This window comes from Rhizobium sp. YIM 134829, assembly GCF_046546455.1.
Window position 1 is genome coordinate 157,974 of the sequence record NZ_JBKHKI010000001.1, and the last position, 14,076, is coordinate 172,049.

Here is a 14,076-nt window from a genome sequence, read left to right on the forward strand (position 1 = left end):
TCACACCAGCATATCGTTAATGCTCATCAGAGCGCTCATGATCGACAGGATCAGCCAACCGATCAGCATGCTCACGCCCATCATCAAAACCGGGCCGGCGACAGCGGTCAGTCGTCCCAGCGCGGCGTCGAGCTTGTTTTCATAGAAGCCGGCGACGCGCCCGGCGCTGTCGGCCAGGTTGCCCGTCTCCTCCCCGACACGCAGCATCTGCACGACATGCGACGGGAGCAGCTTCTGGACAGCCAGGGCCTGGGAGAGACGCTTGCCGCTTCGGACGTCGGCGATGACGCCATCCATCTTCTCGGCCGCCCGCGGCAGCGTGATCATGCCGCGGATCAGCCGGAGGGTCTGGGAAATATCGACACCGTTGTTCAGCAGGATCTCGAGCGTGCGACAGAAGGTCAGCGTCATATGCGTCGTGACGATGCGGGCTGTGAGCGGCGTGCGGGAAAGGATCGCGATCCACAGCGGCTGCTTCTTCGCAAATTGCTTGATGCCGATGACGGCGAGCAGGAGGAGCACCGCGGCGATGATGATCGTGTCGAGATTGGCGCGGAACGTCTCCGACAGCTCGAAGACGAAGAGCGCCGATGGCGAGATCCGGTCCCGGAAACCGGCGATCGCCCCTTCGAACTGCGGGATGATGTAGAGAAGCACAAAGACGAGGACGGCCAGCGCCGCAACGGCGAGGAAGGCGGGATAGGCGAGCGCCGAGACGAGCCGCTTGCGCAGGCGTTCCGTGCGTTGACGCTCGGTCGCGATGCTGGTGAGCGCTTCCTCGAGCCGGCCGGACACCTCGGCCACCTCGATCATGCTGACATAGAGAGGCGAGAAGAGCCTCGGATGATCGGCCAGAACCTTGGAGAACGGGCGCCCGCTGGACAGACCGAGGTGAAGGGTCTTCACGAGCCGCACCAGCCATCGCCGCGTTTCCATCTGCGTGAGAATGAGCAGCGCATCATTCAGCGTCACGCCGCCTTTCAGGAGCATGGCAAGATCGACCGTGAACCCGGTAATGTCCTCGGATGCCGGCTCGAAGGCCAGATGGTCGCGCCAGGTTCGTTTGCCTTCGCCGTCCGTTTCGCTCAAAGAGATGAGCGTCGCATCGCGACGTTCAAGATGCGCAAGCACCTCGATGCGGCCGGACGCTTCCATCGTTCCGGCGATCATCGCGCCCTCCGCATCGAGCGCCTTGTAGGCGTAAAGGCCCATTCCTCAGTCCTCGACCTTTCCCGACCGCATGACCTACCAGCCGGCCGTCGAGACGATGAACACCGCTGCACAGGCCGGCGCGAGCACGAGCCCGAAGGGGAGCTTGACCATCGACAGATCGCCCCCATTGCGCGGACGCGCGAGCAACAGGACGAGGCCGAAAAGGCTCGCCGCCAGAAGGGCATGCGAGAAGTTGACGGCACCGATCAGGACGCCGCCCGTTGCCGCGAGCTTCACATCCCCGAAGCCGAGGCCGTCATAGCCCCTCATGCGGTAGTAGGCCTCGCGCAGCGCGAAGAGCGCGCCGCCACAGACAAGGAGGTCGATCAGGATGCGCAGACTGGCCTCCGCCGGATCGGCCGAGGCGTTCAGACGCAGCGCCGCGCCGACGATCGCAATGGCCAACAGGGCGCCGTCCGGAATCGTGAAGGTCCGCGCATCCGTCCAGGCAATCCAGGCGGACATGGCGATAACGAACGCAATGCCGGCCTGGATGAAAAGGCCATCGATGCCGGCGACGATCGCCGAGCCGAGCAGCAGGCCGATGAAGGCGACGGCAATGTCTGCCCGGCTTTCCAACAGGATCATTTGAGCGAGCCTCCGCCTCGGCTTCCGATGACGTACATCTGCGATCGCAGGCTCTCGGCAACATTGGCCGCATCCTGCGCATCGCGGATGATGACGGGACGAATGAGGACGATGAGTTCCGTTCGCGACGCCGCCTTCTGCGTGTTGCCGAACAGGCCGCCGAAGACCCGCATGCGGTGGGCACCCGGCACGCCACTCTTGTCCTGGCTCGTCCCGGTGCTAATCAAGCCGCCGAGCAGGACGGTCTGCTGGTCGTTGACGGAGATCTGGCTTTGGATTCGCCGCTTCGAGATCGTCGGCGTCAGCGTATTGGCGCCGCTGGAAACGTTCGAGATTTCCTGCTCGATCTGCATGGTGACCGCATCGTTCTGGCTGATCCGGGGGGTAACATTCAGGATGATGCCGGTGTTCTTGAACTCGACCTGGTTGATAACCGGGGCGACGCCGCTCTCCAGACTCTGCGACTGACGGGTGGTGATCGGAACCTCGTCGCCGACCTGCAGGGTCGCGGTCTGATTTTCGAGAACGACGAGCGAGGGCGACGAGAGCACCTCGACATCGCCGATCACATCGAGCGCCGAGATGATGACGTCCGGGTCGGCATTGGAGCCGATGACGAAGTTGAGGCCGGGGATCTGACGCTTGAGGACGGAGCTGGCCTGATCCACCAGACTGACGGATCCGTTGTCTTTCCCGAGCCCCAGATTCTTGCTGTTGATGAAGTACTGGACACCGTACTTCAGATCCTTCGTCAGCCGCACCTCGGCGATCGTGACATTGATCGCCACCTGCACCGGCGTCGCATCCAGTCTCTGCAGAGTTTGCATGATCTCCGCGGCCCTATCGGAGTCACCGTAGATGACGACGGAATTGTTGGATGGGTCAGCGCTGATGCGGATGGGTGAGGCCTGCGTCGCCGTCTCGCTGGTCGTCAGGTCAACGACATTCGGAATGCCGCTGTTGGCAAAACCATCGCCTTCGACCGGAGAGAATGCCGAGGCAACGCGCGCGTCGGCGGAGCTCGCAAGGCCGGAGCTTGACGGGTCTGTATCCGAAAGCGGGGCATCGACAGGGGGGGCTTCCGGCATCGGCTGATCTCGAACCGCACGTGCGGAGCCACCGCCTCCACCGAACAGATTGGTCATGACGGCTGCCAGCTCGGCCGCCTTGCGATAGCGAGCCTTGTAGACGACGACGTTCTCGCCTGCGCCCCCGTCTTGCTGGTCAAGGCGCCGCACCCAACCTTCCGCACGCTTGAGGAGGCTGCGATTCTGGGAAATCGCCATCACGCCACGCACCCGATTGATCGGGCGGAACTGTATTGCCCCGCCCTCGCCTTTCGCATTGAAGATGCGCTCAAGCTCAGGAACAACCTGCTCCGGCCGGGCCTCGGTAAGCCGGAAGATCGCAACGGACTGATGCTGCATGAAATCGGAATCGAACGACAGGACAGCGTCCACCGCTTCCCTGCGTTGCGTTCCGGATCCGCGTATAATGACGCTGTTGCCGGCCACACCGACGCGTAAGCCATCGGCTTGTGCCACAAAGCCCGAGAGAAGCTGAAGCATGTTCTGCGCCGAAACGAATTTCAGGGGAACAACCGAAACCCCGTATCCAGCACGCGTCTGCGACCCCAGATCCACCGATCCGCTCGAACTTCCGCTTGCAACGATGCGATAGCTGCCGCCTGCTTTGACAAGGGAAAAATTAAAGGACGAGAGCGAGGCTTCGAGCACAGAGAGAAGAGCCTCGCGGGTGACTGGCCGCGCTGTCGAAATCGTCACGGGACCCGCGAGGTCACCGCTGATCGTGTAGTTGACGTGCAGCGCGTCGTTGAGCACGGCGCGGGCAACGTCCTTGATATCGGTATTCTCGAAGTTCAGCGAAAACTCGCCGGCCTCCTCCCCATCGGATGCGGCGACAGGCGTGAGCCCGGGCTCGGGACCATAGACCTGCGTTCCCCCACGGCGCGGCCGCGGCGCCGAAGAGCCGTCCTGGCTCTTTCCGGTCGGGTTGCGGGCCTGGAGATTGCTGAAGACGGCACCCCCGGCAAAGGCCGACTCCTGCACATTGGCTTCATCTCCCGTCTGGCAACCGGAAAGACACAACACTGCGCCAAGAAACAGGACCTGATAACGCTGGATCAATGACGGCACCTTCGCCTCGCCTCCGGCATGACTGCCCGGCCCTCCATGCAGCTGCCCCATCCCAACTCTCTGTTCGCGCAGTCTGCCACCCCGCCGCAGGGTCACCAGCGCCTTATGCGCCTGTACCTTGCACGCCCTCCGAACGTCTACGTAAGCAGTGCTGAAAGAGTTTCAGCCTCAGACGTTAATCGTGCGCAGTTGTCAGCAGACGCTTTCCCACCTGGCTGACCCTGACTTTGCCCATGCTCCGACGCAAGAGCGCGCCGTCTTAATAAATATGAAAGCCACTGAAACTTTTGCCGGAGCGCACTCGTCGCTTGAGCGTCGGCAATGGTGGGGGACGTCGCGGTAAGCCGCATCCCGCTCTCGCTCGGTCCATTCAAACGGCACGGGGACAGGGACAGATTGTTGCAGACCGGTTGATTGAGCGCGTTCACGGCTGGCGGAGATCGCGGAAAGGTCCGGGGTCATTAATCCAGACGCAGATGCTTGAAGAACAAATGGGAGATGGGAATGACTTTTCTGAAACAGGGTGAAGAGGCGCAAATCGACCTCAACACGTTGGACCTGCAGGCTGGCCGCCGCGCCTTCCTGCGGACAGCCGGGGTCATGGCAGCTGGTGCAGCAGCAATCGGGGTGACAGGACTTCCCGGCGAGGCTGCGGCTCAGGAAATCAACGACGCCGCAATCTTGAACTTCGCGCTGAACCTCGAATATCTCGAGGCCGAGTTCTACTTCATCGCCGCCTTCGGTCGGCGCCTGGACGACGGCGATGTCACCGGCTCCGGACGTCCGGGCGGCGTGATCGGGGGCAAGAAGGTCGATTTCAAGACCCGCCTTATCCTCGAATATGCGCAGGAAATCGCTCGCGACGAGCGCTCCCATGTGCAGTTTCTCCGCAAGGCTCTCGGCTCCGCCAAGGTCGCCCGTCCGGCGATCAACCTGCGCTCGAGCTTCACCGCAGCGGCCCGCGCCGCTGGCCTCGTCGACAACAAGACCGAGTTCGACGCCTTCGCGAATGAAGACAACTTCCTCCTGGCCGCGTTCATCTTCGAAGATGTCGGCGTCACTGCCTATAAGGGCGCCGCACGCTTCATCGAGAACAAGGACTATCTCGAAGCCGCAGCCGGCATTCTGGCAGTGGAAGCTTACCATGCTGGAGCCATCCGTGGCGCTCTCGCTTCGCGCGGTCTCTTCAAGCAGGCGCAAGCCATCTCGAACGCCAGAGACAGCCTGGACGGCGCGTCCGATCTCGATCAGGGGATCGGCACGGCTTCGGACGGAAATATCGTGCCCACCGACGCCAACGGCATCGCCTTCAGCCGGACGCCCCAGCAGGTTCTCAACATCGTCTATCTCGGTGAGCAGGCCAGCGAGGCAAGCTTCTTCCCGCGCAAACTGAACGGGGCGATTGCCTGAACCTGACGGTTCACCTGGTACGATGATCTCGGCAACCCGCGTTCGTCGCGGGTTGCCTTTTTGCGATACGGCGGCACAATGCGCTTCAAGGGGAACGTTGAACTGATTTCGAATGCCCGCCCGCATTTGGAGGCTCGCCCATGCAGATCGTAACAGCTGGGGAGCAGGACGCGCGCGACCGATCTCGCGCCCTTGGCACGCGCCTGAATGGCGGCAAGGACAGCGGCGCATCGCCGGAAGAACTCTGGCGGGCCGGCGCGGCAACGGCGGCGCATATCGCGGACGTGCTCTCGGATCTCCATGCCTTGCCGAGAGGCCGCTTCGAAGACGTCTCCAGCCACCCCCATCTGCTGACGCGTCTCTCGCGCCGCTATCTCAGAGACGCGCATCTCTTCCCTTTCGATCATGGCGGCACAATCGCCTGCGCCGTCGCCGACCCCGGACGCACCGAGGCCTTGAAGGCGCTTCAGCTGGCCCTCGGACAGGCGGCCGCCCTGCAGGTCCTGTCCTTCGAGGAAATCGAGCTGCTCTTCGAGCGCGCGGCAGCCGAGGTGGAACCGGACAGCGGTGTTGCAGCCCTCGAAACCCCCGCCCCGGATCCGCTGGCCGATTCACTCGAGACGATTCAGGACCTGGCACGGGGCGCCCCCGTCGTCCGACTGATCGATGACATTCTCGAACGCGCCATCGGGGTGGGTGCCACGGATATCCACATGGAGACGGAGCGCGATCACCTGCGCATCCGCTTCAGGGTCGATGGATATCTGCGCAAGGACCAGAGACTGCCGGTCAGCATGGCGCCCGCCGTCATCTCGCGCATCAAGATCCTTGCCGGCCTGGATATCGCCGATCGGCGCCTGCCTCAGGACGGCCGCGCCAATGTGCGGATCGGCAATTCCGAAGCCGATCTCCGCGTGGCCGTCATGCCGACCCTCCATGGCGAGACGGCCGTGCTGCGCATTCTCCTGCGCGATGCAAAACTGCTCGAACTCGGACGAATGGGCATGAGTGCCCATGATCAGCGGGCGTTCGAGGCACTGCTCGCAGAGCCGCACGGGATCGTCATCGTCACCGGACCGACCGGCAGCGGCAAGACGACGACGCTCGCCACCGCAATGTCGCTCCTGAACGATCCGAGCCGGAAGATCATGACGGTCGAAGATCCCGTCGAATACCAGATCGCCGGCATCCACCAGACGCAGATCAAGCCGACGATCGGGCTGACCTTCGCCTCGGCTCTGCGGTCCTTCCTGCGTCACGACCCCGACATCATCATGGTCGGGGAAATGCGGGATGGCGAAACGGCGGCGATCGGCATCCAGGCAGCTCTCACCGGCCACCTCGTCATGACGACGCTGCACACCAATTCTGCAAGCGACGCCGTGGTGCGGTTGATCGATATGGGTGTCGAGCCTTACCTTCTCGCCTCGAGTCTCCGCGGCGTTCTCGGCCAGCGCCTGGTGCGGCGCCTGTGCGATCGCTGCAAGGTGGCAGACGAAGACGCCGCGCGCGGCGCGGAAAGACTGGCGAGCGAGCGCGGCCTGAAACTGCCCCGCGCGGGCACGTTCTTTTCCGCTGAGGGCTGCGAGGCCTGCGGGCAGACAGGCTATCGCGGGCGTATCGCGATCTTCGAAGTGATGCGCGCCGATCAAGCCCTGCGTGACATGATCCGCCAGGCGCCGGACCCGCACAGGATCGCCCAACATGCCCGCGCCGACGGCATGACCCTGATGATCGAGGACGGTCTCGCGAAATGTGCGACGGGGCTGACGACGGTTGAGGAAGTCGTCGGGGCAGCGGGATGAAGCAGAGAGCCTGGACCGTGGCGATGGCGCGCCGCATGCTGCTGTTCGCCCCGCTTGTCGATGCCTTTCTCGCGGTCCTGGACCCGCTGTTGAACGCCGTCCAGCATGCGCGGCGGTGGATCGTGGTCGAGGCAGGCGACGACGCTTTCCTCGTCTATCGCGCAGAGCGCGGCGCGACCAGAGACTATGGCCGCATCGATCGGCTGGACGATCAGACGCGGCGCCGGCTGACTTCGAATGGACAGACGGTCGAGCTTCGCTTGCACCCCGACCATGTCGTCCGCTCGGCGTTCAGCATCCCCGCCAGTGCGGCATCCTTCGCGGCGGACATCGTCGAGAGCCGCCTCGATCGCCTGTCCCCCTGGCCGCCCGAAATGTGCGCCTATGCCTACGCCGCCGCGGCGAAACCGGATGAGGCCGGGCAGATCGGCATTGCCTTCCTGGCGACCGCGCGAGCGATCGTCGAGGAAAGAATGGATCGCCTCGCCCGGATGGGGCTGACCCCGACGCAGGTCAGTGTTGCCGATATTCCCCCTGACCAGCCAAGCGCGATCAACCTTCTCGGCAAGGCCACGGATGGCGCACGCCAGCACCGGCGGGTGCGGGTTCTTCAGGTGACGGGCGCGGCGATGACCCTGTCGATCCTTGCCTACGCATTCAGCCTGATCGCCATCAGCAATTCAGCCGAGCGGCGCGACGAGGCTGCGGCGCATCTCGCTGCCATTCGAAGCCGCATCGTCGCTGCCGCCGGCGAGCGGGACAAGGACATCACGCAGGCATTGCTGGCAAGCAAAAGACCGGAAGAGGCGCGATTCCACATCATAGACCGTCTCTCGGCGCTGCTTCCGGACGATACGGTCCTGGATGGGCTCGACATCCAGCCTGGGGCCCTGCGCTTGACCGGAACCTCCAGCCAGGCCTCCGCGCTTATCGGCCTCGTCGAGGCGGAGGACGGGCTCGCCCAGGCCTCCTTTGCCGCACCGGTGGTTCGTCAGGACGACGGCCGCGATCGGTTCGATATTTCCGTCATCCGCACAGCAAAGGCGGACGAGAGCGGTGGGGCTGAGACGACGGGGGCGACTGCGCCATGACGACCGCGCCGCCAAGCTCGCGCATGACCCGGATCATCGCGATCCTCTGTTTCATCGGGCTGCCGCTCCTGTTCGGGACCATGGCCTGCCTCAACAGTCTCGATGCGGCCGATATGGATCTGGAGACCGCGGAAATCGGAATGCAGACGGCGGCGATCATGCGGAAGGCGGAACGGCAGACGGGATCGCTGGACGGAACCGCGATGGACACGGTCTTCGTGCGAAGCGCCACCCGGACCGGCGCGCTTGCGGCGTTTCGAGAGCAGGTCGTCACACTGATTTCCGATGCCAAGGGACGGGTGATCGAAACCGCCGACGCATCCTCCGGAGACGATGATCCAAGCTTTCTGAGCTTGAGCGCGACGCTGGAGATCGACAATGACGGCCTCTTGATCCTGCTCTACCAGATGGAAAGCGGCCTCCCTCTGATGACCGTGGAGACGCTGTCGCTTCGCAGGTCCGAAGGCTCAGAGACGGAGCAACAGACCCTGCGGGCTGACCTGAAGGTGGTCGCGCACTGGAGAGAGCTGGGCCCATGATGACGACCCAGGCACGTCAAGTGCCGCGATCCTCGCTCCTGCTGGCCATCCTTCTCCTGGCCGGGCCGACCGCCGGGGTAACGGCAAACCTCGCACGCGCGCAGACACCGGACATGCCCGCCTCAAACACCCCATCCCTGAACCCCCTGTCTGCGATCGATCCATCGAGCCTCTCCGCCTTCCGCGATCGGCCGCTCTTTTCCAGCAACCGGCGAAGACCGGAAGACCCTGGCCTCGACAAGGCGCCACCGGACCCCGAGGAAGAGCCCGCGATCACCGCAACCGAGCCCGTCCGACAGCTCCTCGGCGTCATCCTGACCCCCGCCGGCGCCTCCGCGCAGCTGCGGGACGAAGCCACTCAGACGACGGTCACGGTGCGAGAGCACGATATGATCGATGGCTGGAGCGTCGATGAGATCTCTCGGACCGAAGTCGCCCTGTCGAAAGACGGCGAGACCAGACGGATCCGTATCTTCTCTCGAGATGAGCCCTGATCAGTGGACGCGGCCGGTTCCAGCGTGGCAAACGCCCGACATTCCGAACAGCTGGACCATCACGTCGCGTTCCGTCCTGAACGTGACCTGCACCTGAATTTCCGACCGAAGCGAGATCGCTTCGGCGTCGGATCATGCGGTTAAGACACGAAGTTAAGGCATTTCCGGTGAACCAGAGTTGATCGGCAATGCCCGAGAACCTTGGTGGTTTTCCACGTCGGGGACAAAGAACAAGCTGCGTGGCCCGGCCTTACCCGGATCGTCACGGCGCTTCACGGCTGCGCGGCTCTGAGTTTGCAACCCGGTCTCGACAGGACCAGAACCTGAACAGAGCTAACTTATAAACGCGGACAAACAGGGGAGCAGGTCAACGCGGATCACTTCGGTCGCAACAACCTTTCTTGCGCTCCGTTTTTTCTCGTAGGGCTTTGCTGTACAGCTCCTCGATTGACGACGTCCGCTTCCGAAAAAAGATCGCCTAAACCTGCCGTCGGCCTTTAACTCGGTTACAGCCATAGCCGTAGCATGCGCAGGTCGTGAGTTTTTAAGAATAAGCGGATTATCTTGAACGTCGGAAACGGAGGCGCGAAGCAAAAATTATTTCCGCATTTAGCAACGAGCGGGGTTCTACCTGCGAGCAGGCTGAAGCGGCTTCCTTGGATGATCCGCAACAGCGCAGAAGGGGCGAATAACTGTCAGGGTTTCTGTCAGCAGACCCGAAGCAAGCATCAGGAATGAACTCTCTTCGCTGCTAAATTGCCTTTCGGGACCGGGCGTTACAGCTGGTCGGAGTGGAGTGATTCGAACACTCGACCCCCACGTCCCGAACGTGGTGCGCTACCAGACTGCGCTACACTCCGTGACCAGCGGCGCCTCTATAGAACAGGCATTTCCTTTCCACAAGCCGAAAAACACGAAAAAACAAGAAGCGGTGAGCGTGCAAGCTCTGCGGGCGGCGCCTTTTGGCAACGGCCTCATTTTTGTCGCAGGCGCAGGCCGCGGATCGATGGTCAGGCGGCTTTTTTGGCGCTAGAGGGCTGGAGACGACGGACTGCCGGCGCGGCCTCGCGCCCGCGTCCTGCCGCCCCTTTTTCGACGACCGATTTCCTAAGGAACGATGCTCATGACATTGCGGATTGCTGCCGCCCTTCCCTTCGCCTTCGCCCTCTCGCTTGCCGGCTGCACGACGATCAGCCCCGCCACCAATGCGGTCGAGAGCCGCTGGAACGGCCAGCCGGCGGGCACCTTCTTTGCCCAGTTCGGCCCGCCGATCAGCGATGTTCAGAGCGGCGACAGCACGCTCTATACCTGGAAGGGCGGCTACCGCACCCGCCGTGTGGAAACCGCGGGCGGCGAAGGCGCCAAGGGCAAGCGCGCGACGCGCACGCAGCGGCTGAGCTGCACCGTCCAACTGACGGTGACCAGCGACTATGTGATCCGCTCCATCCGCACGATTTCCGATGTCAGCCAGCCGGGTGGCCCCAGCTGGTGCGAGGAGTTCCTGGGTGGCGCCAAGGGCGCCTGAGCGCACCCCCATTGATGCGTGGGGACGGCGGTCGCTCCGCCGTCTCCTGCCACACGCTCTTCAAAAGGCAGCCCGGCGGCCCTCTTCACCCGCCGTGATGGCAAAGCCGCCGAGCCGCGCTATATTCGATCTTCTTCACACGAGCGGCCGGCGGACCGGCTGGTCCGCAAGAGGCGCCCGACGGGCTTGCTCATCTTCCCTGAGCGCCTGATGGGCGAAAGCCGGCAGCAGGAGCGAGCGTGACGATCGATCAGAACGAGCTTTCTCCGGCCGAAGACACGGCGCTGCGCAAGCGCGGCCGCGGCGTCGCCCTGAAAAGAGTGGGATACGAAGCGCGGCGCAATCTCCTGCCGATCACGCTGGCCGTCGTCTTCGTCGTCGCGGTGCTGATCGGCTTTTCGCTGTGGATTTCCGACAAGGCGCAGAATGCCGATGCCGCGGTCACCCACACGGTGCGCAATCACCAGCTGCTCTCGGTTGTCCAGTCCCTGCTGCAGGATGCCGAGATCGGCCAGCGCGGCTATATTCTGACCGGAGACAGCTTCTATCTCGAGCCCTATGACCGGGCGATCTCGGAGATCGAGTCCGCCGTCGGCGACCTGCAGAGCAATGTGGCTGACAACAGCGTTCAGACGGCCAATGTCGCCGTGCTGCGCGGGCTGATCGCCCAGAAGCTCTCCGAGCTGCGCCAGAGCGTGCAGCGCCGGCGCGATGGCGATCAGGCCGGCGCGCTGGCGGTGCTGAAGACCGGCCAGGGCAAGGTGCTGATGGATGGCGTGCGCGACGTGCTCTCCCGCATGCGGGCCGAGGAAGACCGGCTGATGGAAGGCCGGGCCGAGCAGGCAAGCCGTGCCGGCTTCATCATGGAGATGATGGTGATTGGCCTCTCGCTGCTGGCAGCCGCCGTCGGCCTCACCATGCTGCATATCGCGCTGCGCCGCGCCCGCTCGGCGGAAGCGGCGCGCGACGAGCTGCTCTCCCGCCTCGACCGAAAGCTGCTCGCCATCCTCGCCGCCGATATCGCCGGCTATTCGCGGCTGATGGAAGGCAATGAAACGGTGACGCTGGACCGGCTGCGCCATGTGCGCGATCTCGTCGATCCGATCATCGTCGAGCACCAGGGCACGATCGTCAACACCGCCGGCGACAGCGTGCTCGCCGCCTTTTCTAGCGCGCTTTCGGCCATCGATTGTGCGCTCGAGATCCAGGCGCGCATGGAGGCCGACAATCGCGATGTCGCCGAAAGCGATCGCCTGCTGTTTCGCATCGGGCTCAATGTCGGCGATGTGATCGTGCGCAATGGCGATGTCTTCGGCGATACGGTCAATGTCGCCGCCCGACTGGAAGCACTCGCCAATCCCGGCGGCATCTGTATTTCGCGCACGGTGCGCGACCATATCCGCAAGCAGCGTGACCTGACCTTCGACGATCTCGGCTTCCAGACGCTGAAGAACATCGCCCACCCGATCAGCGCCTTCCGCGTGCGCGCCGGCCATGGGGCCTGAGCGACCGATCTCCCTGTCCACCTTCTAGAAATGGCGCAGCAGCTGCAGTGCAATCGCCGTCATCGTCAGCGCGATCAGACCATCAAGGACGCGCCAGGCGAGCGGCCGGGCGAAGATCGGCCGGAGCAGGCGTGCGCCATAGCCGAAGGCGAAGAAGAACAGAGTCGAGCCCGTCATGGCGCCGGCGGCGAAGGACAGCTCGAAGCCGGGAAAGCGGGCGGCGATGGTGCCGAGCAATACGACCGTATCGAGATAGACATGCGGATTGAGCCAGGTGATGGCGAGGCAGGTGGCGAGCGTCGCCTTCAGGCTCGCCGGCACGGCCTGCCTGACCTCCAGGGCGTCCTTCCCCCAGAGCGCGGAACGGAGGCTGCGTACGGCATAGAGCAGCAGAAAGGCCGCCCCGCCGATCCGCATGGCCGGATCGAGCCAGGGCAGCAGCGCGGTGACACTGGTGAGCGCCGTGACCCCGACGAGGATCAGCACCGCATCGGAGAGCGCACAGGCGAGGCAGACAGCCAGCACATGGCGCCCCAAGAGCCCCTGGCGCAGAAGAAAGGCATTCTGCGCGCCGATCGCCACGATCAGGCTGAGGCCCATCATCAGGCCGGTCAGGTAAATGGAAAGGCTCACGTTCCTGCTGCTCCGAGCAAAGCCCGAGCGAAACGCCCGAGCGGGTTGATCGCGTCTCGGATAGAGGGCAGGATGAGATTAGGCCAATTAAACCTCCTTATGCCGATGAAGGAAAACTAAATCGTGCTGGATTATGCAGCGCTGCGCGTCCTGGCGGCGGTGGTCGAGGCGGGCAGCTTCGAGCGGGCGGCTCTGCGGCTCAATGTGACGCCATCCGCCGTCTCGCAGCGGATCCGGCAGATGGAGGAGCGGCTGGGCGTGGTTCTGGTCGTGCGCGGCAGCCCGTCGACGGCAACGGAGGCGGGCGACTGGCTCTGCCGCCATTATGAGACCGTCTCGCTCCTGGAAACGGAGCTCGGCCGCAGCCTGCCGGCCCTGAAGCCCGCCGATCCCGCAGGTTTTGGGGTGACGATCCCGCTCGCGGTCAATGCCGACAGTCTCGACAGCTGGTTCGTCGAGGCTTTGGCCCGATTCTCGCAGGCGTCGGCCCATCGCGTGCGCATCGCGGTCGACGACCAGGACCATACGGCCGAATGGCTGGAGCGCGGCCGTGTTCTGGCGGCGGTGACCAGCCTGGAGACCACCGTGCCCGGCTGCCGGCGTCATGCGCTGGGGGCACTGCGCTACCGTGCGACGGCAAGCCCGGAACTCATCGCCCGGCTCGGCCCCGAGGGGGTGACGGCGGAAAGTCTGGCGCGCGTGCCGATCTTGATCTTCGATGAAAAGGACCAGCTGCAGACAGCCTGGATGCAGCGCTATCTCGGGCGCGTGGCGCAGGCGCCGGTCCACTGGCTGCCCTCGACCGCGAGCTTCATGGAAGCCAGCCTCTCCGGCATCGGCTGGGGCATGAACCCCGACCTGCTGACCCGCCCGCACCTTTCCACCGGCCGCCTCGTCGAACTCCTCCCCAACACCCCTCTCGACATCCCCCTCTCCTGGCAACTCAACCACCTGGCCGCCGACCCGCTAAAAGGGCTGACGGCGGCGGTGATGGCGGTGGCGGGGGAGAGGCTGGTGCGGGGGTGATGGCGGGCAAGGTCAAGCGTACCTATGAATATTCGAATATTGCGCTGCTGGCGCCTCTGCGCATCTTGCACTTCAGGCTCAGTCAAAGCAAA

General features: G+C 64.0%; 12 protein-coding genes and 1 tRNA gene. 8 read left to right on the forward strand and 5 right to left on the reverse strand.

What is annotated here, in order from left to right; translation table 11 throughout:
- The 3 genes from ACLE20_RS00840 to gspD are packed head-to-tail and all read right to left on the reverse strand — an operon-like array spanning position 1 to position 4,052.
- Entirely contained in the window at positions 1 to 1,212 is a 1,212-nt protein-coding gene (locus tag ACLE20_RS00840; RefSeq protein WP_410938361.1) for a type II secretion system F family protein, read from the reverse strand.
- Positions 1,213 to 1,245: 33 nt separating this feature from the next.
- Positions 1,246 to 1,800, reverse strand: coding sequence for a prepilin peptidase (locus ACLE20_RS00845; protein ID WP_410938362.1), 555 nt, complete (start codon positions 1,798 to 1,800; stop codon positions 1,246 to 1,248).
- Entirely contained in the window at positions 1,797 to 4,052 is a 2,256-nt protein-coding gene (gene gspD, locus ACLE20_RS00850; protein WP_410938363.1) for a type II secretion system secretin GspD, read from the reverse strand. Before gspD ends, ACLE20_RS00845 begins: the two co-directional genes overlap by 4 nt.
- A gap of 408 nt (positions 4,053 to 4,460) precedes the next feature.
- Here gspD and ACLE20_RS00855 point away from each other — a divergent pair, with 408 nt between their 5' ends.
- The 5 genes from ACLE20_RS00855 to ACLE20_RS00875 all read left to right on the forward strand — a co-directional run bounded on the left by ACLE20_RS00855 (position 4,461) and on the right by ACLE20_RS00875 (position 9,295).
- Positions 4,461 to 5,366, forward strand: coding sequence for a ferritin-like domain-containing protein (locus ACLE20_RS00855; RefSeq protein ID WP_410938364.1), 906 nt, complete (start codon positions 4,461 to 4,463; stop codon positions 5,364 to 5,366).
- Between the two features lie 140 nt (positions 5,367 to 5,506).
- Positions 5,507 to 7,171: a GspE/PulE family protein gene (locus ACLE20_RS00860; protein ID WP_410938365.1), complete on the forward strand. Its 1,665-nt coding sequence runs from the start codon at positions 5,507 to 5,509 to the stop codon at positions 7,169 to 7,171.
- Entirely contained in the window at positions 7,168 to 8,262 is a 1,095-nt protein-coding gene (locus tag ACLE20_RS00865) for a PilN domain-containing protein (protein WP_410938366.1), read from the forward strand. The genes ACLE20_RS00860 and ACLE20_RS00865 overlap by 4 nt, the downstream gene beginning before the upstream one ends.
- Complete coding sequence (gene gspM, locus ACLE20_RS00870; protein ID WP_410938367.1) at positions 8,259 to 8,801, forward strand: type II secretion system protein GspM; 543 nt, start codon at positions 8,259 to 8,261, stop codon at positions 8,799 to 8,801. Before ACLE20_RS00865 ends, gspM begins: the two co-directional genes overlap by 4 nt.
- Positions 8,798 to 9,295 (forward strand): hypothetical protein, encoded by a 498-nt coding sequence (locus ACLE20_RS00875; protein WP_410938368.1) that lies wholly within the window; start codon positions 8,798 to 8,800, stop codon positions 9,293 to 9,295. Before gspM ends, ACLE20_RS00875 begins: the two co-directional genes overlap by 4 nt.
- Positions 9,296 to 10,078: 783 nt before the next feature.
- On the opposite strand, the gene ACLE20_RS00880 is transcribed toward ACLE20_RS00875, so the two are convergent.
- A tRNA-Pro gene (locus tag ACLE20_RS00880) sits at positions 10,079 to 10,155 on the reverse strand.
- Positions 10,156 to 10,418: 263 nt separating this feature from the next.
- Here ACLE20_RS00880 and ACLE20_RS00885 point away from each other — a divergent pair.
- Positions 10,419 to 10,820 carry a hypothetical protein gene (locus ACLE20_RS00885; RefSeq protein ID WP_410938369.1) on the forward strand — a complete coding sequence of 134 codons (402 nt, stop codon included), beginning with the start codon at positions 10,419 to 10,421 and terminating at the stop codon, positions 10,818 to 10,820.
- Between the two features lie 239 nt (positions 10,821 to 11,059).
- A complete protein-coding gene (locus tag ACLE20_RS00890) occupies positions 11,060 to 12,325 on the forward strand; it encodes a CHASE3 domain-containing protein (protein ID WP_410938370.1) in 1,266 nt (421 codons plus the stop codon).
- Positions 12,326 to 12,349: 24 nt separating this feature from the next.
- On the opposite strand, the gene ACLE20_RS00895 is transcribed toward ACLE20_RS00890, so the two are convergent.
- Positions 12,350 to 12,958: a LysE/ArgO family amino acid transporter gene (locus tag ACLE20_RS00895; protein WP_410938371.1), complete on the reverse strand. Its 609-nt coding sequence runs from the start codon at positions 12,956 to 12,958 to the stop codon at positions 12,350 to 12,352.
- Between the two features lie 123 nt (positions 12,959 to 13,081).
- On the opposite strand from ACLE20_RS00895, the gene ACLE20_RS00900 reads away from it, so the two are divergent.
- The gene (locus tag ACLE20_RS00900) at positions 13,082 to 13,984 is read left to right on the forward strand and encodes a LysR family transcriptional regulator ArgP (protein WP_410938372.1); all 903 of its coding nucleotides are present in this window, start codon (positions 13,082 to 13,084) and stop codon (positions 13,982 to 13,984) included.
- Positions 13,985 to 14,076: the final 92 nt, after the last annotated feature.

Bases quoted from the DNA above. Each gene is read 5' to 3' on its own strand.
- ACLE20_RS00885 (WP_410938369.1), top strand. From the start codon at position 10,419: ATGACATTGCGGATTGCTGCCGCCCTTCCCTTCGCCTTCGCCCTCTCG.
- ACLE20_RS00855 (WP_410938364.1), top strand. From the start codon at position 4,461: ATGACTTTTCTGAAACAGGGTGAAGAGGCGCAAATCGACCTCAACACG.
- ACLE20_RS00875 (WP_410938368.1), top strand. From the start codon at position 8,798: ATGATGACGACCCAGGCACGTCAAGTGCCGCGATCCTCGCTCCTGCTG.
- ACLE20_RS00845 (WP_410938362.1), bottom strand. From the start codon at position 1,800: ATGATCCTGTTGGAAAGCCGGGCAGACATTGCCGTCGCCTTCATCGGC.
- gspM (WP_410938367.1), top strand. From the start codon at position 8,259: ATGACGACCGCGCCGCCAAGCTCGCGCATGACCCGGATCATCGCGATC.
- ACLE20_RS00860 (WP_410938365.1), top strand. From the start codon at position 5,507: ATGCAGATCGTAACAGCTGGGGAGCAGGACGCGCGCGACCGATCTCGC.
- ACLE20_RS00840 (WP_410938361.1), bottom strand. From the start codon at position 1,212: ATGGGCCTTTACGCCTACAAGGCGCTCGATGCGGAGGGCGCGATGATC.
- ACLE20_RS00865 (WP_410938366.1), top strand. From the start codon at position 7,168: ATGAAGCAGAGAGCCTGGACCGTGGCGATGGCGCGCCGCATGCTGCTG.